The organism is Agrobacterium sp. Azo12 (assembly GCF_029193765.2).
Classification (GTDB): Bacteria; Pseudomonadota; Alphaproteobacteria; order Rhizobiales; family Rhizobiaceae; genus Agrobacterium.
The window spans coordinates 588,305-612,816 of record NZ_JARFYO020000002.1; the positions used below are offsets into that span (position 1 = coordinate 588,305).

General features: G+C 54.9%; 21 protein-coding genes. 8 read left to right on the forward strand and 13 right to left on the reverse strand.

Annotation, left to right across the window (positions count from 1 at the left end):
- Window positions 1-136: 136 nt before the first annotated feature.
- Window positions 137-910 carry a transporter substrate-binding domain-containing protein gene (locus tag PYL13_RS19225; protein ID WP_250984461.1) on the reverse strand — a complete coding sequence of 258 codons (774 nt, stop codon included), beginning with the start codon at window positions 908-910 and terminating at the stop codon, window positions 137-139.
- A gap of 243 nt (window positions 911-1,153) precedes the next feature.
- On the opposite strand from PYL13_RS19225, the gene PYL13_RS19230 reads away from it, so the two are divergent.
- Window positions 1,154-1,567 carry an Lrp/AsnC family transcriptional regulator gene (locus PYL13_RS19230; RefSeq protein ID WP_192489787.1) on the forward strand — a complete coding sequence of 138 codons (414 nt, stop codon included), beginning with the start codon at window positions 1,154-1,156 and terminating at the stop codon, window positions 1,565-1,567.
- 58 nt (window positions 1,568-1,625) lie between these two features.
- On the opposite strand, the gene PYL13_RS19235 is transcribed toward PYL13_RS19230, so the two are convergent.
- From PYL13_RS19235 to PYL13_RS19245, 3 genes are all read right to left on the reverse strand, one after another.
- The gene (locus PYL13_RS19235; protein ID WP_275643266.1) at window positions 1,626-3,044 is read right to left on the reverse strand and encodes an RtcB family protein; all 1,419 of its coding nucleotides are present in this window, start codon (window positions 3,042-3,044) and stop codon (window positions 1,626-1,628) included.
- A 164-nt stretch (window positions 3,045-3,208) separates the two neighbouring features.
- Window positions 3,209-3,454: a hypothetical protein gene (locus tag PYL13_RS19240; protein WP_275643267.1), complete on the reverse strand. Its 246-nt coding sequence runs from the start codon at window positions 3,452-3,454 to the stop codon at window positions 3,209-3,211.
- Between the two features lie 182 nt (window positions 3,455-3,636).
- Window positions 3,637-5,190 carry an RNA-binding protein gene (locus PYL13_RS19245; RefSeq protein WP_275643268.1) on the reverse strand — a complete coding sequence of 518 codons (1,554 nt, stop codon included), beginning with the start codon at window positions 5,188-5,190 and terminating at the stop codon, window positions 3,637-3,639.
- Between the two features lie 211 nt (window positions 5,191-5,401).
- Here PYL13_RS19245 and rtcR point away from each other — a divergent pair, with 211 nt between their 5' ends.
- A complete protein-coding gene (rtcR, locus tag PYL13_RS19250; protein ID WP_275643269.1) occupies window positions 5,402-7,018 on the forward strand; it encodes an RNA repair transcriptional activator RtcR in 1,617 nt (538 codons plus the stop codon).
- 15 nt (window positions 7,019-7,033) lie between these two features.
- Here the strand turns inward: rtcR and PYL13_RS19255 are convergent, their stop codons facing one another.
- The 6 genes from PYL13_RS19255 to PYL13_RS19280 all read right to left on the reverse strand — a co-directional run bounded on the left by PYL13_RS19255 (window position 7,034) and on the right by PYL13_RS19280 (window position 13,701).
- On the reverse strand, window positions 7,034-8,050 hold the full coding sequence (locus tag PYL13_RS19255) for a LacI family DNA-binding transcriptional regulator (protein ID WP_275643270.1): 1,017 nt from the start codon (window positions 8,048-8,050) through the stop codon (window positions 7,034-7,036).
- Window positions 8,047-8,661, reverse strand: coding sequence for a dual specificity protein phosphatase family protein (locus PYL13_RS19260; RefSeq protein WP_250984456.1), 615 nt, complete (start codon window positions 8,659-8,661; stop codon window positions 8,047-8,049). The genes PYL13_RS19255 and PYL13_RS19260 overlap by 4 nt, the downstream gene beginning before the upstream one ends.
- Window positions 8,658-9,479 (reverse strand): inositol monophosphatase family protein, encoded by an 822-nt coding sequence (locus tag PYL13_RS19265; protein ID WP_275643271.1) that lies wholly within the window; start codon window positions 9,477-9,479, stop codon window positions 8,658-8,660. The genes PYL13_RS19260 and PYL13_RS19265 overlap by 4 nt, the downstream gene beginning before the upstream one ends.
- A 74-nt stretch (window positions 9,480-9,553) precedes the next feature.
- Complete coding sequence (locus PYL13_RS19270) at window positions 9,554-10,672, reverse strand: ABC transporter substrate-binding protein (protein WP_275643272.1); 1,119 nt, start codon at window positions 10,670-10,672, stop codon at window positions 9,554-9,556.
- A 43-nt stretch (window positions 10,673-10,715) separates the two neighbouring features.
- Window positions 10,716-11,858: an ABC transporter ATP-binding protein gene (locus PYL13_RS19275; protein ID WP_275643273.1), complete on the reverse strand. Its 1,143-nt coding sequence runs from the start codon at window positions 11,856-11,858 to the stop codon at window positions 10,716-10,718.
- A gap of 1 nt (window position 11,859) precedes the next feature.
- Window positions 11,860-13,701, reverse strand: a complete 1,842-nt coding sequence (locus tag PYL13_RS19280) for an ABC transporter permease (RefSeq protein ID WP_441296676.1) — start codon at window positions 13,699-13,701, stop codon at window positions 11,860-11,862.
- Between the two features lie 380 nt (window positions 13,702-14,081).
- On the opposite strand from PYL13_RS19280, the gene PYL13_RS19285 reads away from it, so the two are divergent.
- Window positions 14,082-14,282: a hypothetical protein gene (locus PYL13_RS19285; RefSeq protein ID WP_250984451.1), complete on the forward strand. Its 201-nt coding sequence runs from the start codon at window positions 14,082-14,084 to the stop codon at window positions 14,280-14,282.
- A gap of 255 nt (window positions 14,283-14,537) precedes the next feature.
- Here the strand turns inward: PYL13_RS19285 and PYL13_RS19290 are convergent, their stop codons facing one another.
- Window positions 14,538-14,729, reverse strand: a complete 192-nt coding sequence (locus PYL13_RS19290) for a hypothetical protein (RefSeq protein WP_275643275.1) — start codon at window positions 14,727-14,729, stop codon at window positions 14,538-14,540.
- Between the two features lie 422 nt (window positions 14,730-15,151).
- Window positions 15,152-16,186, reverse strand: coding sequence for a helix-turn-helix domain-containing protein (locus PYL13_RS19295; RefSeq protein ID WP_275643276.1), 1,035 nt, complete (start codon window positions 16,184-16,186; stop codon window positions 15,152-15,154).
- A 330-nt stretch (window positions 16,187-16,516) separates the two neighbouring features.
- Between PYL13_RS19295 and PYL13_RS19300 the strand changes: the two genes are divergently transcribed.
- The 5 genes from PYL13_RS19300 to ku (PYL13_RS19320) all read left to right on the forward strand — a co-directional run bounded on the left by PYL13_RS19300 (window position 16,517) and on the right by ku (PYL13_RS19320) (window position 21,712).
- Complete coding sequence (locus PYL13_RS19300) at window positions 16,517-16,777, forward strand: hypothetical protein (RefSeq protein ID WP_275643277.1); 261 nt, start codon at window positions 16,517-16,519, stop codon at window positions 16,775-16,777.
- Window positions 16,778-16,924: 147 nt separating this feature from the next.
- Window positions 16,925-18,802: an ABC transporter ATP-binding protein/permease gene (locus PYL13_RS19305; RefSeq protein WP_275643278.1), complete on the forward strand. Its 1,878-nt coding sequence runs from the start codon at window positions 16,925-16,927 to the stop codon at window positions 18,800-18,802.
- A gap of 126 nt (window positions 18,803-18,928) precedes the next feature.
- Window positions 18,929-19,885, forward strand: coding sequence for a DUF808 domain-containing protein (locus PYL13_RS19310; protein ID WP_250984446.1), 957 nt, complete (start codon window positions 18,929-18,931; stop codon window positions 19,883-19,885).
- 99 nt (window positions 19,886-19,984) lie between these two features.
- A complete protein-coding gene (gene ku / locus PYL13_RS19315) occupies window positions 19,985-20,890 on the forward strand; it encodes a non-homologous end joining protein Ku (RefSeq protein WP_275643279.1) in 906 nt (301 codons plus the stop codon).
- A 12-nt stretch (window positions 20,891-20,902) separates the two neighbouring features.
- Window positions 20,903-21,712, forward strand: coding sequence for a non-homologous end joining protein Ku (gene ku, locus PYL13_RS19320; protein WP_275643280.1), 810 nt, complete (start codon window positions 20,903-20,905; stop codon window positions 21,710-21,712).
- 20 nt (window positions 21,713-21,732) lie between these two features.
- Here ku (PYL13_RS19320) and ligD read toward each other — a convergent pair whose 3' ends face one another.
- A complete protein-coding gene (gene ligD / locus PYL13_RS19325; protein ID WP_275643281.1) occupies window positions 21,733-24,375 on the reverse strand; it encodes a DNA ligase D in 2,643 nt (880 codons plus the stop codon).
- Window positions 24,376-24,512: the final 137 nt, after the last annotated feature.

A 24,512-nucleotide genomic window follows, 5' to 3' on the forward strand; every position in this document is an offset into this window, starting at 1 on the left:
GGACCTGGCAACCGAACATTTCGGAGCCCGATCTCTGTAAACGGATCGAATGACTGGCGGAAAATTTCAGGCAGTTTGTACTGCAATCCATTTCCCGCCCCGCGAAACATCAGGCGTTAGCGCGTCAAACCGTGGATTAACGAACGTCTTGGCCGATCCACTTTTTCGAAATGGCCTCATAGGTGCCATCAGCCATCATGTCGTCCAGTGCCTTCTGCATGGCGGCAGCGAGTTCGGGATTGCCCTTACGGACAGCAATACCAACGTCGTAACGTGGCATGCGCTCATCCTTGACCTGTTCTACTGGCGTATTGTTCTTGGCAATGGCGACGAAAACCGGAACGTCATCAGCGATGATGGCGTCGACACGACCAGCCGTCAGGTCAAGAAGCATTTCCGGCAGCCCCTTGTATGTACGCACTTCAAACAAGTTCTGTTCGCGAGCCCATTTTTCTGCGGCTTCGCCGAGTGTCACGCCAACATTCTTGCCCTTCAGTTCATCGATATTGGCAACGCCAGCACCAGAGCGAACAAAGGCCGCAAGACCGGAGCGGTAATAAGGACCAACGAAGTCCACTGCCTTCTTGCGCTCTTCGGTCACGCTCATCGAACCGATGATGGTGTCGTAGCGGCCGGTGACCAGACCAGCGATAATACCATCCCAGGCAGTGGTAATGATTTCCGGTTCCACTTTCAGGCGCTTGGCAATTTCAGAACCGATCTCGACGTCAAATCCAACAACCTTGTTGCTTTCGTCAACGAAGCTGAACGGAGGGAAAACGCCCGACAGTGCAATCGAAAGCTTGCCGGCTTTCTGGACTTTTTCCAGATCGTCAGCATGTGCGCTTGTGAAAGGCAAGCAGAGGGTCGCAGCAACAAAAAGGCCGTAAATTGCGCGAGTAAGTTTCATGCAGGTCGTCTCCCAAAAAGATGTCCCGGCTCATAGCAGGACGTCGTGTGTATAGCTTCGATGTCTTCGAATTGCTGCTATCAACCGGCCCACTCTTTTGGATTATCCCGCTTTTTTCGAGGGCCAGCTCTTGCTCAGCGATGACAATTGGTAATTCGAGAAACGAGAACAAAAAAGAATACAAAGTGCTCGAAAATTTCATATAATGACGAAATAGTAAGTCATTTGACGAAATGGTAAAAAATGGACGACCTTGATAGACGGCTGATTGCGGAGTTGCGGATCAATGGCAGGGCGTCGGTTCCACAGCTTGCGCAGATTCTTGGTGTCGCCCGCGCCACTGCTCAAAAGCGGCTCGATCGCCTGATTGAATCAGGCGACATCAAGGGTTTCACCGTCAGGTTGAAAGACGACATCAGCCGCGATCTGATCCGAGCCTTTATCCTCGTTGAAGTGTCCGGCTCACCAAAGCACACAGTGTCGGCCATCAAACGCTTGCCGGGTGTGGCGTCTCTTTCCAATACAAATGGTGTCTGGGATGCTGTCGCCGAAATCGAGGTATCCACGATGTCCGAGTTGAACCAGCTGATTTCAACGGTGCGCGGCACCGAAGGTGTGTCAAAAAGCGAGACCTTCATCCTGCTTGGTCCGGCCTGACCGGCCCAGCTTAACGGGCGTGCTTGAACGAGGCGGCATCAGCCGCCTCGCCCGATATTCAGCGACGTTTCTTACGCCATGGCGCATTCTTCTGCCAGTCACCAGCCATGATGCTTCCAAACGGGATCACCTCGTCGACCACTTCGGCAAGGCCGTAATGTTCGATCTGGGAACGCACATTGGCCGCCGACTTGTAGGCACCCGGCAGTTCGGACACGTCCGCCTCTCCCGAAAAGAAGCGTACATCCAGTCCAGCCGTCTCTTTTGCCATGATGTCGGCAATGTTGTTCGGGCTCAGCCCACGGGAATCGGCGCCATATTCCGCCGCGAGACGCCGCAAATGAGCGCTACGCGAAAAGTTACGGCCCGCGCCATGCGGTGAGAAACCCAGACCATGAGCAGCATTGGAGCCACGCACGATCAGGATCGGCTCCGCCATGTTGAGCGGAATGATCGTCAGATCGGTCGCATCCTCAGCCCAGCCATCAAAGGCAGGCGTCGCCCCCTTACCGTGGTAGAACAGACCGTCTGACTTTCGGAACACAAAGTTATGTTCGTTCCAGAAACGGTCCGACACCTTGGCAGACAGCTTTTCCGCCGTCATGTCATGCAGCACATAATGGTTTTCCTTCGTCCACTGGCGGATGGACTGCAGAGCCGACCAGTAAAGATCACCCTCCTCGGTATCCGCCGGAATCCAGGCATTGTCGCGGTGTGTTTCCGGTGACAATTGTTCACGGAATTTGTTTGCCACCTTCATTCCACGTTCATACAGCCGGGCACCGGGCGCTCGCGATCCATGATGGGTAACCAGTGCCGTCTCGCCGGTCGACTTCATCGTTCCGACATAGGCAAAATGGTTGCCGTCACCCTGCGTTGCAAAGTGCTCGATACCAACATTCAACGCCGCACCGCTCAGATACGGGTTCTGCTGGAAAGCCGCCAATGTTGCTTCGGACGGTTTGACACGCTGATCAACGGCACGACCACCTGGCCCGAAATGCGTCACGGAGTGGATCGCATCCAGCAACGACTTTGGATCAACGCCGGGGAAGATCGAGATTGCCATGGAGCAGCAGATATCGGCCGAATGCATGCCAGGATGGATCGCCTCGGAAGCAACCACGCCACCAACAGGAATGGTTCCCACCGGTCCGGCTGGGCAGGCGTCCGGCATGATTGCCGCCGCGCGCACAACAGGCGTGCGGACAAGCGCCCGCATGGTAGCATTGACCTTCTCGACATTGTCTTGTTCGAACACGTTTTCGGCACGGATGTTGGAATAGATCTCGACATCGCCATCCGTTTTCAGCGGTACAGTCGGGGCTGGCCGGAATGCAAGTGCTGTCGCCATGGCGGCACTCATCGAACCGCCCTCATTCAAAACCTTATTGGCGGCATCCAGCGCCGGGCGAAACCACTTGCCCTGCGGCATGCCCGCGTCAATCAAATCCTGTCCGCTTACGATCTCAACCATCTTCTTTTCTGCGTTCGCAGTCCTTCTCATTCATTCATCATTACCGGACAACATTCCGTCTTCCGGCATCTTCAAAATTGAAAGGCAGCGGCGACGAGGTTGAACGAAACATGGGGGGCTCCGCTCGTGCCAGAGAGCGCTGCCGGGGATGGGAGTCGAACCCATTAAGCCACCCCTAACGTGGAGGCTGTAGTTCCGTTCGGCATTCGCCGCTGCATTTCGGTCATGGCGACCAGGATGAGGAAACATTCCGCGTCCATACCTTTCGGCACTTGGCGGTGCGGAGTTCGAATCCGCTCCCCATTAGGGTTTACCGATGTAGTTTCCCCGGCATTCGCCACGTATTCCATCAGGGCGACAAGAGGTTGAAAGAAACACTTTTCGATGTAGTTTCTTTCGGTATTCGCCATGCATTTCATTCTGTCCGTGACGACAAGAATTGCTGGAACGCCTGCTCTATCCGCTGAGCTACGGGGTCATAAATGGGGACCCCGACGGGATTCGAACCCGCGACCTGGAGATTAACAGTCTGTAGTTCCAATCGGCATTCGTCACGGTATCCTGCGCCCTTCACTGGTGGCGCAGGATAATGTCAAAGATCGATCGCCTCGATCTGGCGCAGCCATTCCCCGGCACCGGACTTGTCCGCCGCAAAGTTGGCTATGGCGTCGTAAACAGCGTCGGAAAAACCACCGATGTTCAAGACATCTGCGGCCTTGGCAGGCGTCTGGACGTAGGGCTGGATATCGAGGCACACCAGCTTTGCAGCCGGGTTGCGTCGCTTGATCCGCGCCCATTCAACCATCATGCCTGTCGCCTGGCCTTCACCGCGGTCATCGATCCAGGACTGGTTGTCCGAAACGAAGACCACGAGGTCGACCCTGGCCTTTTCCTTCACCAACCGTTGCAGCGGTGCCGAGCAATTGGTTCCGCCGCCGCCGATGGCCGCAAGCTTTGCAGCATTGGTCATCACGCTATCGCGGCCGTTCAATTTTACGTCCACCACCCGGTTTTCAAACGGCAGGATCCGTGCACGCGGGTTGCGCCGCAGGAACGAGGCTGCCACAAGAGCGGCCACATCAATGCAACGAACCGCTGACGTGGACCCCTTGCGATAACCGGTCACTGGCGAACCCATCGAGCCCGATACGTCAGGGCAGACCACCACATTGCCTTTGAATACCGGCACACTGGAAATTGCGGTTTCCATTGCGTCCTGCAATGCATCGGCAACTTCGCCGGGCACCGTCTGCCCAGCCATATGCCAGGCAACCAGCAACTGGTACGGAAACACCCGCGCCTTGCGAACCGTCTGCGGATCAGCGAGTTTGGCGGCCAGCTTTTCAGCCATACCCGGCACCTCAAACACGCCGTTGCGGGCAAATGTATTGAGGTTCTGGCGCACCATCTGCCAGGATCCGCTGAGTGCCACTTCCGCCCACTGCTCCTTTGTCAGCTTGAGCGAGGTCAGCATCTGGAACGGCACAGCTGGCAGAGCCCGGCTGGTATCCCGCTTGAATGCCTCGAAAGCCTTCACTTCGGCTGGCAGCGCAGCAAGATCGTATGGCTTGCCGATTGCCCATGCATACAATGCTGCACGTTCCGCATCCTTTGGCTTTGGATGCACCATACGGATAACATCCGGAAGCGAAGGATCATTGCCGACCATCGCCTGCAGGAATTGCGGCACCGTACGTGTATCAAGCCATGCCTGAACCATCTTTTTAGGACGTGTTCCAAGCGACTTTCGGCCCGCAGTTCCAGAACGCATGATCTGCACAAAACCGCGCAACATCTTGCCGCTTCTCACCACCTGCGGGAAAGCACGTGTAAAGGCATCGCTCTCAAGGCCTGACAACATTGCCAGCAACATGACCGGCATGTCTTTCATATGGCCTTGTTCAGCCGCATAGATTGCCAGTTTCGCCAGAAATTCCGGCTCAACCTCTGAGGCAAGCTTCACCACCGCCTCCAGCTGCTCACCGGCATTGGCGTAAAACGTGTCATTGAACGTTCCTGTCACCGCATACTGCGCAAGTGCTTCACGCGGTGTCAGGGCATAGGCAGCAGCGCCTGCATCATTAACGGCATCCGTCTGCGACAGCAGCTTGCCGAAATAAGATTTGAAGATTGCCGTGTTCACCATGGCCGCACCTTTTTGTTTGTTTCTGCCAGATACATTTCAAGTGGCGTGCCAGTTTGCGTTTAACGGCGCGAAAACATAGAGAAAACAAAATCAAACCTCTGATTTTAATCACTTAAAAAATTCGAAATCTTTTTTGGTGACCAGAATTGCCAATCAAAGACGATTTCATTAAATTATCCAATAGTATAAGATTTATATTTTTGGATAAAATATGAAACGACGCGTTGCTATCAGCATTCTGGGAACGACACTGGATATAGGCGGACGCCAAGACAGATGGAGCCGTTGGCGGCCCAATGTTGCGCTAACTCAGCAACCTGGCATGTTTTTTGATCGTGTTGAGCTGATCCACGACACCCAGTTCGGCAGGCTGGCGAAAACAATCATTGGCGATATCGAAACCGTCTCGCCCGCGACCCAGGTTCGTCAGAACATCATCAATCTCACCGACCCGTGGGATTTCTCGGAGGTCTACACAAAGCTGCGTGATTTTGCCCGCGCGTATGATTTCGATCCAGACACCGAAGATTATCTCGTCAACATCACCACCGGCACCCATGTGGCGCAGATATGCTGGTTCCTTCTGACGGAAGCCCGCATCATTCCCGCCCGCCTGTTGCAGCTATCGCCGCCACGCGACCATGAACTGCCAGGCGATTATGCTGGCAAGCACACCGTCATCGACCTTGACCTTTCTCGTTACGATGAAATCGCCACCCGCTTTGCCTCTGAGCGAGAGGAAGCAACCTCGTTTCTGAAGTCCGGGATTTCGACGCGCAACGCCGCCTTCAACCGCATGATTGACGAGATTGAACAGGTCGGGATGCGCTCGGTTGCACCTTTATTGCTGACCGGCCCGACGGGCGCAGGTAAATCCCAGCTGGCAAAGCGGATTTACGAACTGAAAAAAGCCGAGCGAAAGGTGAGTGGGCCATTCGTAGAGGTCAACTGCGCCACGTTACGCGGTGATCAGGCGATGTCGGCACTGTTCGGTCACGTCAAGGGCGCCTTCACCGGCGCCTCAGGTGAGCGGGCTGGCCTGTTGAAATCCGCAGACAAGGGCGTGCTTTTCCTCGACGAAATCGGCGAGCTTGGTCTGGATGAGCAGGCCATGTGTCTGCGTGCCATCGAGGAAAAGAGGTTTCTGCCTGTTGGTGCGGACAAGGAAACATCGGCCGATTTCCAGTTGCTGGCAGGGACCAACCGCAATCTGCGCGAAGAGGTGCAAAAAGGCCGGTTCCGCGAAGACCTGTTTGCCCGCCTCAACATCTGGACCTTCCAGCTGCCTGCACTGTGCGAACGCAAGGAAGATATCGAGCCTAACCTTGATTTCGAACTGCGCCGTTTTCTGGAAAAGGAAGGCCACAACGTGACCTTCAACAAGGAAGCGCGCGAACGTTATCTAACCTTCGCAACCTCCCCGGAAGCCGCATGGAGCGCCAATTTCCGTGATCTATCGGCATCGGTCATGCGCATGGCAACACTTGCGCCGCAAGGCAGAATAACCGTCGAGGTCGTTCGTCATGAGGCAGAACGCCTCAAGGCCGCCTGGGGAGGCGCCCCTTCAGGCCGCGCAGCAGACCAAATCCTTGTCGATGTCCTCGGCCAAGAAGCCGTCGCAGCACTCGATCTTTTCGATGTCGCTCAACTCACCACTGTTTTGAAAACATGCTGCGAGCATGGGACAGCCAGCGCCGCAGGCCGTGCATTGTTCGCTAACAGCCGCCTTGAGAAGAAAAGCAGCAATGACGCCGACCGGCTGAGCAAATATCTGGCAAGGTTCGGTTTGAAATTTGATGATGTCCGACGCCGCGCCACGGCGGGTTGATCGGCCCGACAGGCATCACGAACGCACGGTTTTGCGCCATACGGGAAACGCCCGGAAGGTCGTGACGTGACCGACCGGATTGTCCAGACGCTCTTCCGTCAGGCGCGTCACGATCGCTTCTGCCATTTCTTCGATCGGCTGACGAAACGTCGTGATTGCATACCCTTCCCAACTGGCCTGCTCGATATCGTCAAAGCCGACAACACAGAGATCCCTGGGAATTTTCAACTGGAAATCATTGCGCGCCACGTCAAGGAAACCGCAAGCCAGAAGATCGGTCACGCAAAAAACTGCGTCCGGAGGTGTTGCGCCCGGAAGCAACCTTCGTGCCGCCTCTGCGCCGCTGCGATAACTGGTGGAGCCGGCCTTGATCACCTGCGGTGGCTCGAAGCCTGCCTTGGCGACCACGTCGCAGAAAAGTCGTTCGCGGGCCAGCAGGCTGGGAGACCCGTTGGTGGAGGAAACAATCGCAAAGGACTTGCAGCCCGCGCGGGCCAGCATGTGCCACGCATCTTTCATCGCGGCCTCGTGATCGAGGCTAATATGGTCCGCCTCCTCGATCTGTCCCGCACGATTGATGAGAATGACATGCTGGCCGCTTTCGATACAGGTTCGCACCAGTGACACTGGCGGCGCGCCCGAGAGAACGATTGTGGCTGAGGCACGGTAGTTAAGTGTCTGGTGTAGCGCGGACTGAATATCGGCCTCATCACCCGCGGTATTGATGACCATCGCCGCCCGACCGACCGCCTGAATGCGCCGGGTGATGGCTTCCAGCAGCGCCGATTGATAGGGCGCGTGAAGATCGCCGCCCAGAATACAGATCGGCCGGCTTTTTTCCTGCGATAGACCACGTGCCAGATGGTTGACGTGATAATTCAGTTCCTCGGCCGCGGCGAGAACCTTGCGACGCGTCTCTTCAGAGACGCTCGCCCCTTCCGTGAAGGTACGCGAAACGGCGGAGCGCGAAACGCCTGCCTTCCGTGCCACTTCAATGGCACTCGCAAAACTCTGTGGCGGCCGGTTGGTCATGCAATCGCCCTTCTTTTTCCTGCCTCGACAAGGCGGATCATATCAGCTGCCTGTTCCGCCGCTCGGATCAATTGCGGTTTTGGCGTTTCAAACCACTCATCTGTACGCAATTGCCTGTTGGTGCGGACATGGGTAATTGCAGCCGCCAGTGTTGGATAAGTCTTTGGCATTTCCAGATGCAGGAATAGCGACACCAAGGCCACAGAGCGGCTGCGACCGGCACGACAGTTTACAAGAACATTGCCCTTTTCCCGATGCGGGTAGGAGGCCCGTTCCGGAAAGGTTTGGTCCAGTGCGCCACGCAGCAGGTAATACCCCGACAGCAGCATGGTGTCGGAATTGCCCGCGCCATCCACAAGCCCAAGCTTGTAATAGCGAAGCAATCCGGGACCGGACGCCAGAATGCCATTCTCATCCGTCTGACCGCCGGAGACAAAATTCACGTCAAAATTCACCGCACAGTTGACGACAATCTTGATGTCATGTTCGGCCAGCAAGGCCGGATCACAGACGGCTTCACGTCCACCAATGTAGAGATCAACATCCCAGCCGGGCAGGTTGCTCTCGATCAGACTAAGATGCGGGCGTTCATATCGCGGAGAAGCACTCATGCTGCCTCTCCCTTGCGATCTTCATCCGCTATGGCAATCCGCATCGCTTGCGAAAAATCGACGGCAACACCGGGGGCTGCGGCAAAGATCGCGCCACCGGTCAGCAATTCGGCCTGCTCCGCCGGATAGGTTCCGGTTACACCACCGGCCTCACGCACCATCAGCAGACCGGCAAGGCAATCCCATGCATTCATATAATATTCGGCGTAACCATCCGTGCGGCCTTCTGCCACCCAGGCAATGGCCAGTGCGCCCGATGCACCGCGACGAATATTGGCGCCTTTTTCCAGCACGCGCTGCTGCGCCGCCAAATAATCAGCGCTCTCAACGCGCGGAGACCAGCCAATCTCCACCGATGCATTGGTAATGGCTTCGGTTTTCGCGGCCGTAAGCGGCACACCGTTTTTGGTCGCACCCTGCCCCTTGCGGGCAAAATAGAATTCATTGGACGCCGGATTAAAGATCACACCCAGCAGTGTTTCGCCCTGTTCATGAAAGGCAATCGAAATGCAAAAATGCGGAATGCCACGGGCAAAATTGGCCGTTCCGTCAATCGGATCAATCACCCACAGCCTGTCCGAAAGATAGCCACCGGCCTCCTCACCCAAAATCCCGTCCAAGGGAAATGCCTTGGTGATCAGGGCTCGTACATGGCTTTCCACCATACCGTCTGCCTCGGTGAGAAAATCCTGCCGTCCCTTGAGCGTAAAATCGCCGGGCTTGCGGGCATGAAAGGCAGCAAGGGCAACAGCACCGGCAGAGGTGGCAACTTCGCGCAAAAGGGCTTCACGGAGGTTCAGTTCATCGACAGTCAGCATGATTTCTTTCGAATGAATGGTGCAGGCCTTGGCTAGAAACAAGGCCTGCCAGTATTGTTACAAATATTCGACAGTTACTTCTTGTAGTTCAAGGCCCAAAGATCCTGCCAATCCTGACGGGCTTCCCAGTCACCGGCGCCGGTAGAGGCGTCATAGGAAAGCAGCTGGTCACGAACCTTGCCAACGCCCGACGGCTCACTGTCTGGCAGGCTAATGGTGGTGTTCGTCGACATTTTGCCGTCCTTCGCCTGCGGCGCGATGCCTTCAGCTGTCATCATGTAACGCACGAACAGCTTTGCCGCATTCGGGCTTTTTGTGCCTGACGCAATCAGACCAAGCGAAGGGTAAGTCCAGCCGGAGAATGGGGAAAGACCTGCGCAAAGGCCAAGCTTCATACCGTCCTTGTTGTCGCGGTACTTGGCCGTGCTGACCAGACCAACAAAGCTATCCTTGGTATCAGGAGCGCCAATCGATTCTGCAGCCGCACCGTCGGAATCGGTCAACAGCGGGCTATTGGCGGCAAGCGCCTTGACCCATGCAGCGGTAGCGCTCGTCTCGTCGGTTTCCAATGGTTTGCCATATTGCGCCTGATAGGCATCGGCGACTGCCTTGTCCGCGTGGGTGGCCAGCTGGTTAAACCCGTCGGTATAGGACGGCTTGCCAAGCGGATCCTGCATCGCAACCTTGCCCTTCCAGTCGGCTTCTGTCAGCTGCCAGATATTGGAAACAGGGCAGCTGTCATGTAGGGCGGTGTTGTAGGTCCAGACGTTCGGCGCAAGAACGATTGTCAGAGGGTCCTGGTAGATCGCAGGGATATCCTTTGCCAGATCTGTTGGCAGCCAGCTCTTTGCGTAACCCTTGGCAACGATCTGCGACAGTGCGGCAGGTGCATCCGCCAGAATAACCACGTCAGCCTTGACGTTGTTTGCCTGGGCTTCGCGAATGACGATCTCAAGCGTTTCTGGTGCGCTGGATTTTACTCCAGTAGCCTGAACACCGTATTTTTCCGAAAAGGCCTTTGCCTGTTCGACTATTTTGCCGGTCGAGTCGTAAACGGTGATAGGCGCTTCCTGTTTGGCAGCTTCAATCAGCTTGTCGAGATCGAAAGCCTCTTCGGCGCCGGCGTTGGCCACGCCACACAGAACAGCGGCAGACAGCATCAGCGAGGAGAGCAGAGTACGGGAATGTCTCATCGGTATTCCTTTGAGTGATTTGAACAAAGATGTTTTCGTGAGGTTATGCGGGTAGAAGTGCCGGACGCTCGGTTCCGGCTGGGTGTGCCGCGCTTGGGGCGCGGATTACGGTCGTATCGAAACGCTGGCCAGCAGCGTCGAACAGGTAAAGACCCTCGCGGCGCGCGAAACAGCTGATCATGTCACCCGGCTTTGCGGTTGGCCTGCTATGCGTAGAGTGAAACAGTCGTTCTGAACCAAGCGACAGTTCGATGATCCAACTGCCACCGGTCGGCATGATGCTTTCAAGCCGCAATGCGCCGAGTGGTACGGCGTTCGACGTATTTGACAGGGAAATTTCCTCGGGCCGTAGTCCGATCGACGCTGCGCCCATCAAGTCAAGGCTTTCGGACAGGCGGGCGCCAAAGCCATCACCGCTTGGTGTTCCGTCCAAAGCGATCATGTTGATTGGCGGATTGCCGATAAACTCCGCAACGAAGCGATTGACCGGACGTGAATAGATATCATCGGGTGCACCGACCTGCTGCAAACGCCCGCCATTCATTACGGCAATGGTGGTGGCAAGCGTCATCGCTTCCCATTGGTCATGGGTGACGAACACGATTGTAGTGCGAAACTCCTCATGCAGACGACGCAATTCGGCGCGCATTTCCAGTCTAAGCGCAGCATCAAGATTGGACAGAGGCTCATCAAGAAGAAGGATGCCGGGATTAACCGCCAGCATGCGCGCCAGCGCCACGCGCTGCTGCTGACCACCGGACAGTTGCGCGGGATAACGCGATGCGTAATCGCGGATACGCAGCTTTTCCATCACGTCATTGACCTTGGCACGACGCTCCGCCTCCGGCAGCTTGCCCAGGCGCAACCCGAAATCGATGTTCCGCTCAACGGTCATATGCGGCCACAGCGCATAGCTCTGGAACACCAGACCGAGGCCGCGCTTTTCCGGCGGCACAAAGGCGGAGGCCGGAACACTGTCCACAAGCTTATCGCCAATTGCGATTTCGCCGTCGCTCAGATGTTCAAGGCCCGCAATCATGCGCAATGTCGTGGTCTTGCCGCAACCGGATGGTCCCAGCAGGCACATGAACTCACCATCTGCAATAGTCAGGTTCAGGCCTCCGACGGCCGCGTTGCCGTGGCCAGCATAATTCTTGGTGACATTGGTCAGGGTGATATCGGGCATGTCAGCTCTCCAGTCCCTTGGCAATGCCATTGCCGGTGAGACGGTTAATAAGAATGGTGCCAAACAGCGCCGAGAGCGCGATCATCAGCACCACGGCATTGGCTGCCTGGGTGTAGTTGTAATCAACGAGACGCAGCGAATAGGTGGTCAGGACATCGGTTGCCGGCACGGCCAGAATGATGAACAGGCTGACGCCCTTGATGCCGGAGATGAATGGCAGCAGGATTGCGCTGGCCAGCGCCCGTTTCTGGATCGGAATCACGATGCTGAGCATGCGACGCCACCAACCCGCGCCCGCTATGCGGGCAGCCTCTTCCGGCTCCTTGCCCAGCTGCGCCATGGCTGCAATGCCCGACCGCGAGGCAAATGGCATCTGATCGGCAATCAGTGCCAGAATGAGGATAATCGACGTACCGTACAGCGCTGGCAGCGGACCACGCGGCACCGCAAACAGCGTCAGGATGGCAGCAGCAAACGCAATTCCTGGCACCAGATATGGCAGGAACGTAATCTGGCGCAGGAAATTACCAAGCGCGGCAAAGGGGCTGCGAATGACCACATACCCGACCAGCAGGCCGAGAACACCGGATGCGAGTGAGGCCACGCCAATGATTACCAGCGTATTAAGGCCAGCGCTCCAGAATTCCGGCGTCATCAGAATGCCGTTTCTCAAGGCAATGGTGTCGAGATTGGCGCCGATCCAGTAATCGAAGGTGAAATTTTCGGGCGAGAAACGACCCGGCACACGCATGACGGTCGACAGAAACAAGGTCAGCAGCGGGATCACCACACCGACGGTAAAAAATGCCAGCGTGAAAACAGTGGCAGGCATTTGCCATCGCCCGAGCGGACGGCGGCGATCCATCGCCCCCTTGCCGCCGATGATAGCAAACCGGCGCGCCTCGCGCATCATTCTGGTGTCGATATACAGCGTGACCACACCAATCGCCATGATGACCGCGGCCATGACTGCGGCCATGCCGGTCTGCCGCGTGGAGATTGCGCGGTAGAGCGAAGTCGAAAGCGTGTCGAAACCGACGGGAAGGCCAAGCACGTAAGGCACGGCAAATTCCCCGATACAATCGGCAAGGATCAGCAATCCGCAGGACAAAAGTGCGGGGCGCATCAACGGCAGCACAATCTGAAATGCCACACGGCGACGGCTGGCACCCAGAATACGTGCGGAATCTTCCAGCTGGGCATCAAGACGCTGCAGCGCGCTTCCCAGGATCAAAATGACGAAGGGCGCATAATGCAACGACAGGATAATGATCATCGGCAACCGACCATAAGCCAGCCAATCCGGCGTCGAAAAACCAAGCGTCTCCAGCCAACCGGGCTGACCGCCAACCGTGCGATTCTTGAAAATTGTGGTCCAGGCAAGCGCCAGCGTCCAAGTCGGCAGCATGAACGGAATGATCAACGCCGTCGCAAACCAGCGACGTCCCGGCAGCTCTGTGCGGTTGACCAGCCAAGCCAGTACGCCGCCAACTGACATGGAAAGAAAAATAGAACCAATAGCAATCGAGGCGGTATTCAACATCGGCTGCCACAGCAAGATGCTCGACATGCGCGAGGCGAAAGCACGCGTCACATAATAGAGCGTGAATGCGCCTTCTGGAGCACGAGTGCGCGCAGCGTCACCAATCTGCACAATAGCCACATTGACGAGGATCGAAATGACAGGCGCGAGGATCAACAACAGGAACACGACAGCCAAAGCAATGCCGATGAACATTACCGGCTCATGACTTATGACCGTGAGATGATGTCGCAACCGCCTGTATGGCGAATCGCCCGATGCAAGGCGTGCATCTTTTTCTACGTGCCCTATGTCCACCATTTTGGCGCCCTCTCGTATTCACGGGACGACCATAGGCAGATCACATGACAGCCAAATGACAAATTGCACATATGTGCATTGGAAAAATTGGCCAATAAACGTCTAATAATATTCGAAATGTAGAATGCTTAGCACGTAGGTGCACAGTATGTTTCGCGATATTTTCCACGTCGACAGCGCACAAAAACGCGTAATTCTTAGTGTTTTGCAGCGCTTTGAGAGGCGCAAAACCTCTCTGGTTACGCGGAGGATTTGAACATTTGTAGCAAAAAATTGCGCGCACAGATTGCCAAACAGAAAATCCTACTTTAGAATCATTCTAGAAAAAATGAGTTTCAGTCTCATGTTTTGATGTGATTTTGCAAAGAAGGAAACCACACATGTCGAACAAAGCGTCCTGCAAAGCCTGCTCGTTCTATGAAGACCACGCCGCAAATGCTGGCACAGTTGCCGCAGACGCTGGCCTCTGTCGTTTCAACCCACCGGTTTCGCAGCCAGACGCCAATGCGCGTGGCCTGTGGCCGGTCGTAACCGGTAGCGATTGGTGCGGCCATTTCGACGGTGACAACAAGGCTGCATAAGCAACCTGTTTGTTTTTGACGAAGACAGCTATTGGCTGTCTTCGTTGCATGCCTGATCACACGATCAGCGCAACTTGCCTTTGTAACGGCAAGCTCTTTCATACATATCGAGGATATGTTTAGCCGGAATTTCCAGAGATTGTTTTTTTGAGGGCTAACAAGCCTGCTCTGATCAGGGAGCCCGTCACGCCAAGGGGTTGGCCGCCAAATCCTCTGCTTGGGCTGACGAGAACTCCCGCCTGACAAGACTTTAGCTTACTGCCAAAACCAGTCGAAAAATCGTTCTGGATGGTGATTGGTTTGCCGGATGCCTTTATCTGCGGCCTCGAAATTCGCCTCAGCCGGGTCATCGCAAAACCCAAGAAAATTTTGTTCCGTCTCAACCAGTTCCCGCTTGAAGGACCACACTGCGCGGTCGGCCTTTTCAAAATCGGCAAGAACGATCACCGGTGAAAATTCGCTCTGGAGGTGAAGCAATATTGGATCCTGATCTGACATATGCATTCTTACGGCACATCCCCATTTTCCTGTGCTTTTCCCATCAAAAGCACCGTGACTCTCATGTCTTTCCCTTGCAGGAAATGACTGGTGTTGGGCGCTGTGAAATGGGCCCTCTAACACCGACGTGCATAATGATTGCGACCGGCATTAGGTTCCCGCCTCAATCGAGAAAAGGTCGTGCCTTCTAAGCCACAAAAAATAAAGCCGATAAAACCGGGTTGGGACGATATCAGGGAAGATTGGGATATTACGTCGGCTGAACGGATATCATGTCAACAATTCAAAGGCTTGCTCCTGCAACCTGTGCGAACAGACCTGCACCAAATGCCTATTTTTTATTGTGCGAAACCCTAAAGGGTGGCTTTGGATTACTGGCGCATCTGCAACTTGTCGAGCCAGTTATGCATCCAATTATCGGCATCACCAGCCAACATATTTTTCAGCTGCGCAGCAGCGCCGATATCCCGAATGGCCTCACTGGGGCGAATGCCGAAATACTGCTGAAAAGCGCGGGAAAAGGTGTCCTCATTGGAAAAACCGCAGGAATAAGCAAGTTTCGCCACGGCTCCGCGTCCGGTCCCGACCGATGCCAGTTTCAATCTCGCCAGCTTGAGCCGACGCTCCCGGATATATTCACCAATTCCGCCAACCGGTTCAAACAGCCGGTAAAGCGCAGATCGCGACAAGCCGAACTGGTACACGATCATATCGGTCGACAGAGACAAGTTGGTCAGGTTGCGCTCGATGAATGTCTGGATCGTTTGCAGGTTTACACGCGTCAGCGTGTCGAACTGCGTGGTAACGGCACCGGTAAATGCACTGGACAACAAGGCAGATGTGGATTCCACCAGAAGCTGCCCCTCCGTCTGGCTTAATGTCGGCGCGCGCCGTGCGATAGACAGCATGTAATCGCTGAGAATGACCCCAAGTGTCGATGAACCTTCAACGCGCGCGCCGTGAAGATTATCAACAATTTTTGGCATCAACCGCATCATCTGACGTGGAATGACCAGGCTGATGATGTCCATATTGCTGGCGTAAGACTGCATCGGGCGGCTGAGATCAAAACAGACGATGTCGCCCGTTACGCCCTTACCGTAACCGCCATCTGCATTATACGCACACTCGCCCTTCACATAGAGCTGCACCAGAAGGTGATCGACCGCAGTTGCGGATACCAGAGCACCGGAACGATGAAACTGCTGCGGGCTTGCCGACGATTTGCCAATCAGGAACTGGCCGGGATTATAGGTCGCCAGATCGGCACTGAATGTATCGAAATCATTATCCGTGGGGGTGGCATCAAACAGGCTGGCAATGCCTGTTCGCCAATACTCGTAATTGTCCTCACGGCTCAGCTGCGATGAACGAATAATATGATGCGCAACATTCGCTGGGCTCAAGATTTCTTACTCTGCAAACTGCGGTTGACGTGCTCAACATGAATTTGAACGCTGGAAATGCTCGTGTCAAATTTGCCAAATATCGATATTTGCCCAATGCCGTCTCCAACAACAGTTACCGCTGACAATCGTATTTAGATTGAATTCTGACAGGTTCACCATTGCCTGATCTCACGCCATTTCTATTCAAACCTCCCTCAGGGAACCATGAGCGTGTCTGGTTGTTAAAGCAGAACAGGGAACAAACACATCCGGGCTGGGTCCTATCTCCACTCTCAAGATCAACACCATGAACAACGAACTGTGGAATAGATACCGGAGACATGAACCATGACGAAAGTTGCTAAACAAACCAGCCACGAACGTTTTGATGCCAGAGATCGTTTGATCATTGCGCTTTACGCCCAGTTGCGTGCCGAGCGGGAAACACGCGAGGCGATGGAGTGGGTCATCAGAAATGGTGGACTTTCACCGGAAGTGCTGGAGGCCATGGCTTCAGACCCCATTCCGGTTGTCACGGCCGATGACATAAAAACCGTCGAAAACTCTCTCAAACGTCTGCAACTGGACCATGGAAGCGTCCACCCATGACACGCGCCATCTCCCCAGTGCTAATGACGCAACAACCTTTCAGTAAAAATCAGCGGCAGCCATTTAACGGAAAACCGCCCTGAGACCGCCTGCAAAGCTCCTATCCGGCAATAACAACCTATTGTGCAAAGACTGAGCAGGCTAAGAATGAACACAAGTGCTGCATCAACACCTGATGCTCCAGTTCCCGAACCAGAACTCACAGCCGACGAAAAAGAGAAGGCCCGCCGCAAATATTTGTTATCTCGCTTCTGGGATAGCGCGCGTGGTTTCTGGAGCCGAAGCGGCGAAAAGCTTGCGTGGCCGTTTTCGATCGTGCTGGTAGCGTTGCTGTGTACCAATGTCGTTTTTCAGTACGGCATCAACGTCTGGAACCGAAACCTCTTCGACGCCATCGAAAAACGCGACGCCAGTACCGTGTACTTTTTAAGTGCGGTGTTCATACCCTTGGTTTTTGGCAGCATGTCGCTTGTCGTCATCCAGGTGTTTTTCCGTATGAAGATACAGCGCCGTTGGCGTTCCTGGCTCACAAAAAAGACGATCGATCGCTGGCTGGCAAACGGTCGCTACTATCAGCTCAATCTGATTGGCGGTGACCACAAAAATCCAGAAGCACGCATGTCTGAAGATTTGCGGATTTCGACCGAGGCGCCGGTGGATTTTGTTGCAGGGGTCGTTTCCGCGTTTCTGTCTGCATCGACTTTCATCGTCGTTCTCTGGACCATCGGCGGCGCACTGACGGTAACCATCGCAGGCCACACCGTCACTATACCCGGATTTCTCGTCATTACGGCGATCCTTTACGCCACCATCACCTCCACGTCCATGGTTGTGATCGCGGGAAATTTTGTGCGGATTTCGGAGGCCAAGAACCAGGCGGAGGCAGAGTTTCGCTATACGCTGACACGTATCCGTGAGAATGGTGAGAGCATCGCCTTGTTGGGCGGTGAAGACGAAGAACGCAGCGACCTCAACAAAACCTTCTCCCACGTCCTTCACCAATGGGCGCTTATTGCCCGTCAATATATGCGTACAACCCTGGTGTCGCAGGTTTCCAGCCTGTTTGCGCCTGTCGTGCCAATCCTGTTATGCGCGCCGAAATTTCTCGATGGAAGTATGTCGCTTGGACAGGTCATGCAGGCGGCATCGGCATTCGCCATCGTGCAGGGTGCATTTGGCTGGTTGGTCGACAACTACCCCCGTCTTGCAGACTGGAATGCCTGTGCACGCCGTGTGGCATCACTCATGGTGTCACTTGACGGACTGGAACACGCAGAAAAAAGCGACGCTATCGGGCGGGTTAGGCACGGCGACGCAGAGGGCGAGGCAATTCTCAGCCTCAATGATCTCTCTGTATCTCTGAACGACGGAACAGCCGTGGTCACGGAGACCAAGGTGCTGATCAATCAGGGAGAGCGGGTTCTGGTGTCGGGTGAATCCGGCTCCGGTAAAAGTACGCTGGTGCGCACTATAGCAGGCCTGTGGCCATGGGGTGAAGGGAGCGTCGACGTGCATCCCGGAAAACGGTTGTTCATGTTGCCACAACGTCCCTACATTCCCTCGGGCACACTTGGCCGTGCTGTTGCCTATCCCGGCGCGTCGGATGACTGGCCCCTCGAGGAGGTAAAATCGGCGCTCGAAAAGGTGGGACTAGGCCATCTGGAGGCAAAGATTGAAGAAGACGCCCCATGGGACCAGACCTTGTCCGGCGGCGAAAAACAGCGCCTGGCATTTGCGCGCCTGCTGCTTCACAAGCCGGATATCATCGTGCTTGACGAAGCAACCTCCGCGCTGGACGAAAAAAGCCAGGACAAGATGATGCAGACGCTTATTAATGAACTCCCTGACGCAACGATCCTCAGTGTAGCACATAGGGCTGAGTTGGAGGCTTTCCACAGCCGAAAGGTGGTCCTGGAACGACGTGAGGGTGGTGCGAAGCTGGTTAGCGATGTTGACCTTGGTCGCCACCATAAAAAACGCAACGTGTTCAAACGCTTGATCCCGAAGCCTCGGTTGCTTCGCTAGAGGGAAACATCTGACAGCCGGACGTCTGTTTATTGTTGCCCGAAACAGTCTGCCTCTCTACAACTGCCGGTGTCCACCACATAGCTTTGATTGTTTCAACCTACCTCGCAAATATGGAGAATACCCGTGGCGACTGGCCTGATTGCTCTTCTTGATGATATCGCGGCAATAGCCAAGCTGGCGGCAACCTCTCTTGACGATGTCGCCGGCCAGACCGCGAAGGCAAGCGTCAAGGCCGCAGGCGTGGTCATTGACGATACGGCAGTTACACCAGCCTATGTCATCGGTCTTTCGCCAAGCCGCGAGCTGCCCATCATCGGGCGTATTGCCCTTGGTTCGCTGCGCAACAAGCTTCTGTTCTTGCTGCCGCTTTGCCTGCTTCTCGGATATTTTGCGCCATTCCTGATAACACCCCTATTGATGATCGGCGGCATGTATTTATGCTTTGAGGGGGCCGAAAAAATCTACGAAGCATTTTTTCCCCATGCCGCCCATGATATGGTTTCAGTTGACGCAGTCGTCGATCAGGCGACTCTGGAAGCACAAAAGGTGTCCGGTGCGATACGGACGGACTTTATCCTGTCGGCAGAAATCATGGCGCTGACGCTGGCAGAAGTTTCGACGTCTGATATGTACACGCAAGCGGCCGTATTGGCGGGTGTCGGCATTCTCATTACCGTTGCCGTCTATGGTGTGGTCGCCGTCATCGTCAAAGCCGATGACATAGGACTTCATATGGCCAAGACCGGCCGCTCATTTGTGCGCTCGTTTGGCGAAGGCCTCGTAAAAGGCGTTCCGGTTTTTCTCAAGGTTCTGGCGCTGGTTGGCACGGCAGCTATGTTGTGGGTCGGCGGCAGTATTATTGTGCACGGCCTTGCCGGCCTCGGTTTTCACCTGCCGGAACACATCATCGAGCAGGCGACCCACGCCGTGCAAAACGGAACCCCTGTGCTTCCGGGTGTTCTTGGCTGGCTCACTGCCTCCGTATTGCAGGCAATTCTCGGCATCGTTCTGGGTGGTGTTGTGATTGCGATCCTCAGCTTCATCAATTCAGTCAGGGGCAAACCAAGTTCTGCTCATTAACCCATCTTATCTAATTCTGCAGATGATTGCGCTCGACAAGGAACGTTTATCCATGCTGCGCTGTTGAACCACATTGCCAAAGTCTGAAAGGACAAGCATATGGTTTCCCCGCGCGCGAACTGGAAAGGCTTCATCAAATTCGGCGAAGTGTCTTGTCCAGTAGCACTCTATACCGCCGCGTCGTCGGCAGACCGCATCAGCTTTAATGTGCTCAACCGGAAAACCGGAAACCGGGTACGTCGCGAATTTGTCGATGGTGAAACCGGGGATATTGTTGAGCGTGACGATCAGGTCAAAGGTTATGAAATTGATGACGGGCGTTATGTCGTCCTTGAGCCGGAGGAAGTGGCAGCAGCCATTCCCGATAGCGACAAAACGCTGACGATAGAGGCGTTCATACCTTGCTCGCAGATCGACAATGTATATTTCGACAAACCATATTACCTGGCACCCGAGAAAATGGGAGCTGAAGCGTTCGCATTGTTGCGTGAAGGCATGGAAAAAGAAAACGTCGCAGCCATCGCCCGCACCGTGCTGTTCCGTCGCCTGCGGACTGTCCTCATTCGTCCTCACCATGACGGTTTGATCGCCTCAACGCTCAATTTCGATTACGAAGTTCGCTCCCCGGAAGAGGCTTTTGAAGAATTGCCCGATCTGAAGATCGAAGGCGAGATGCTGGAGCTTGCCGAACACATCATCGGCACCAAGACAGGCAAATTTGACGTCAGCAAATTCGATGATCGTTACGAGGCGGCAGTAACCGAACTGGTTAAGGCCAAGATTGAAGGTCGGTCGCTACCAAAACGCAAAGCACCGGTCGCGTCAAAGCCAGGGGACCTGCTTAAGGCACTCCGTGAAAGTGCAGGTATGGGCGAAGGCAAAGTCACAAACAAACGGTCTGCGGCCAACGCCAACAGAGGAAAAAAAGCCGACACCGGAGAGAAAGCAGACAAGACTGCCTCGAAGCCCAAACGCACCGCCAGCAAAACACGGCGAGCAAGCTAAACGGAGATTGCCATGGCCATTCGCCCTTATTGGAAAGGTTATCTCAAGCTGTCACTGGTGACGTGTTCGGTGCAGATGGTGCCAGCGACATCTGAAAGCGACAAAGTCCGTTTTCACACTCTCAATCGACCCACCGGCAACCGCGTTGTCAGCCATTATGTTGATTCTGTAACCGGCAAAGCGGTGAAAGAGGAGGATGAGGTAAAGGGTTATCCCCGTGGTGAAGACGACTACGTCATGCTGGAGGATGACGAGTTGGAAAATGTCGCCCTAGACAGTACCCGGACGATAGACGTTTCTATGTTTACGCCACGAGACAGTATCGACTGGATTTGGCTGGACACGCCCTATTATCTGTCGCCAAACGAACCGGTTGGTCAGGAAGCTTTTTCAGTTATTCGCGATGCGATGGAAGCACAGAAGATGGTCGGCGTGTCACAGCTGGTCATCTCCCGGCGCGAACGTGCTGTCATGCTGGAACCCAGAGGTAAAGGCATTGTGTTGTGGACCTTGCGCTATGGTGACGAGGTGCGCGATGAAAAAAGCTACTTTGGTGGCATCGATAATGAAAAACCGGAGCCCGACACCTTGTCTCTCGTTCGGAAACTGATCAAAAAACAGACCCGTGACTGGGATGCAAAAATGGTCATTGACCCCGTGCAGGATCGGTTGCTCGACATTATCGAAAGCCGCAAAAAAGCACTGAAAAAGACCTCAAAAACCAAAACAAAAAAGCCGGCAGTGGAACCGCCCGACAACGTGATCAACATCATGGATGCACTGCGTAAATCGCTGGCAGGAGAAAAACGGTCACGAAAATAATGTACCGACCGATCCACATCTCACTCCGGAGATATGGCCTTGATCTTCGCCAGACGTTTTATGGCCTGTGCAAGTGAACGTTCGCTGTCACAATAATCCTGCCAGGCAGAGGTCTTCTGCAACAGGTCCGGCACTGTGCGGATGGTGAAACGTTTGGGATCCAGATCGGATTTTACCTGAGCCCATGTCAGAGGCATGGAAACCGGCGCTCCCGGCCTAGCGCGTGGAGATAGCGGTGCCACTGCTGTCGCCATGCGGTCATTGCGCAGGTAATCCAGAAAAATGCGGCCATCCCGTTGTTTTTTGGCCATCTTGGTCAGATATAGCTCCGGGCTATCGCTGGCCATTTGTTCGCAAAGATTACGGGCAAAGGCCTTGGCATCGTCCCAATCCGGCCCAGAGCTTTTGGGCGCAGCAAGTGGTGTCACGACATGCAGGCCCTTGCCGCCGGTGGTCTTGCAAAACCCGATCAGCCCCACCTCCTCCAGCCGATCGCGAATTTCTCTCGCCGCAGCAACGATTGCGGAAAATTCGACACCCGGACCAGGGTCAAGGTCGAACACCAGACGGCCAGGCACTTCGATACGGCCAGGATCACAGTTCCACGGATGAAGTTCCGTGCCACCAATCTGCGCAATCGCCGCCAGTCCCTCAACGCGGTCAATTTGCAGATATGGCTGTTTGTCGCCACTGATTGTCACAAGTTCCAGCAGGTTGGATGTGCCGCGCATGGCATGGCGCTGGAAAAACTGCTCGTCACCAATACCATCAGGTGTCCGCAATATCGAACATGGGCGTCCCTTGAGATGGCCAATCATCCACGGACCGACAGACTGGAAATAATGCGCAAGCGCCAGCTTGTTTACCGGTTCGCCATCTCCCGCATCCGTCCACAGCGGTTTGTCAGGATGTGAGATCATCACACCCATGACCTCCGCCTTTTCACCTTTGGCCAGCCGAGCTGATTTGCCCTTTTGTGGTTCAGGCACATCGGATTTTTGCGGATTTACAGGCATCTCAACCTCGACTTCTGCCGCGGGTTTGTCTTCCCGCAGTCCCTTGAAGGCAGCCTGCCGCACCTGCCCGTCGGCAGTCCATCCGGCAAACTCGATTTCCGCGACAAGTTCTGGCTTTAGCCAAACGATATCAGCGCTTTGTTTCGGTGCACCTACGCCGGTAAAGGGAGACTTTGATGTCTCCATTTCCCGCAATTTCGGCAAAATCTCTTGCACGACCTTGGCGCTGTAACCCGTACCCACCCGGCCGACATAAACAAAATGATCGCCACGATTGACACCGACCAGCAGGGAGCGGAATTTCCCGTTGGTTGTGGCATAGGCCCCAATGACAACTTCATGGCCAGCACGGCATTTGGATTTCGCCCAACTGTTAGTCCGCCCGGAACGATAGGGCGCGTCGCTTTTTTTCGACACTATACCTTCAAGCGAAAGACGGCAGGCGGATCGCAGAACCGCATCGCCACCGGTTTCAAAATGCTCGACATAACGCAAGCGTGTGTCAGCATCGGCCTCAGCAAGCAGAGTTTCCAGCCGTTGTTTACGCTCGGTCAGTGGCAGGTCGCGAATATCCTGCTCTCCGTCAAACAACAGATCAAACGCAAAGTAGACAAGGCCACCGGTCTGCTCTTCCGATAGTGCCGCCTGTAGTGCCGCGAAATCCGGTGCGCCATGATCATCAAGGGCGCAGATTTCCCCATCAATGATACCGTCAGGCAAACCGGACGCGGCCTTGGCAATGGCACTAAACTTCTCTGTCCAGTTAAGACCTTTGCGGGTCTTCAAGCTAACCTCACCATCTTCAATCCGCATTTGAATGCGGTAACCGTCGAACTTGATTTCGTGCAGCCAGCCTTTGCCTGCAGGCGGCCGCGTCAAGGTCTGGCAAAGTTGTGGCGGCACAAAAGCCGGGATTTTTGATTTTTGACGGCCCGATTTCTGAGCACCAGCAGATGCTGACTTTCGTTTGTCTGCGGCAAGGCCGTTATTGCTGTCCCAGACAGCATCGGCTTCGATATCGCCACTCTTCATCATGAAAGGTTTGGGTTTCCTGCCCTTGCCAGACGCGATTGTTTCCATGGAACGGCCGGAGGCGACCGACGTCATGTTATTGTCGAGAACGGCGGCGCCGTCCCCCTCAACGGAAAAGTCATCATTGTGCTTGATAAGCAGCCAGTTGGTGCGTTTGCCGCCATCGCGATCATGACGCATGCGAACCAACACAAAACTGCCATGCAGACGGTCACCGTCCAGCGTGAATTTCAGGTCGCCCTTTTTTAAAGCCTCTTCGGCTGTCATATCGCCTTCCGGCTCCCAGTAGCCTCTATCCCACAACATGACAGTGCCGCCACCATATTGTTTTTTGGGAATGGTGCCCTCGAAGTCACCATAATCAAGTGGATGGTCCTCCACCTCGACCGCCAGACGCTTGTCACGCGGATCAAGCGACGGGCCTCTGGTGACTGCCCAGGATTTGAAAACCCCATCCAATTCCAGTCGCAGATCATAATGCAACCGGGTCGCATCATGTTTCTGGATAACAAAACGCAGGCGATTTGAGCTCTCCGGACGACCCGAACCGCTTGGCTCTTTGGTCACCTTGAAATCACGCTTCTGCTTGTAGGTAGAGAGCTTGTCTCTGTTCATGGACGCACCCGTAACAATCGCTCGAAGACCTGCTTCAGACCTCGGGTTCAACTGCAGTCGCGCGGTGTTTGTTCCTGAGGCGAGGTTAGGGCGTGAAAACTTTACTTCGGTTTCTCATTACGCAACAGCTACGACTG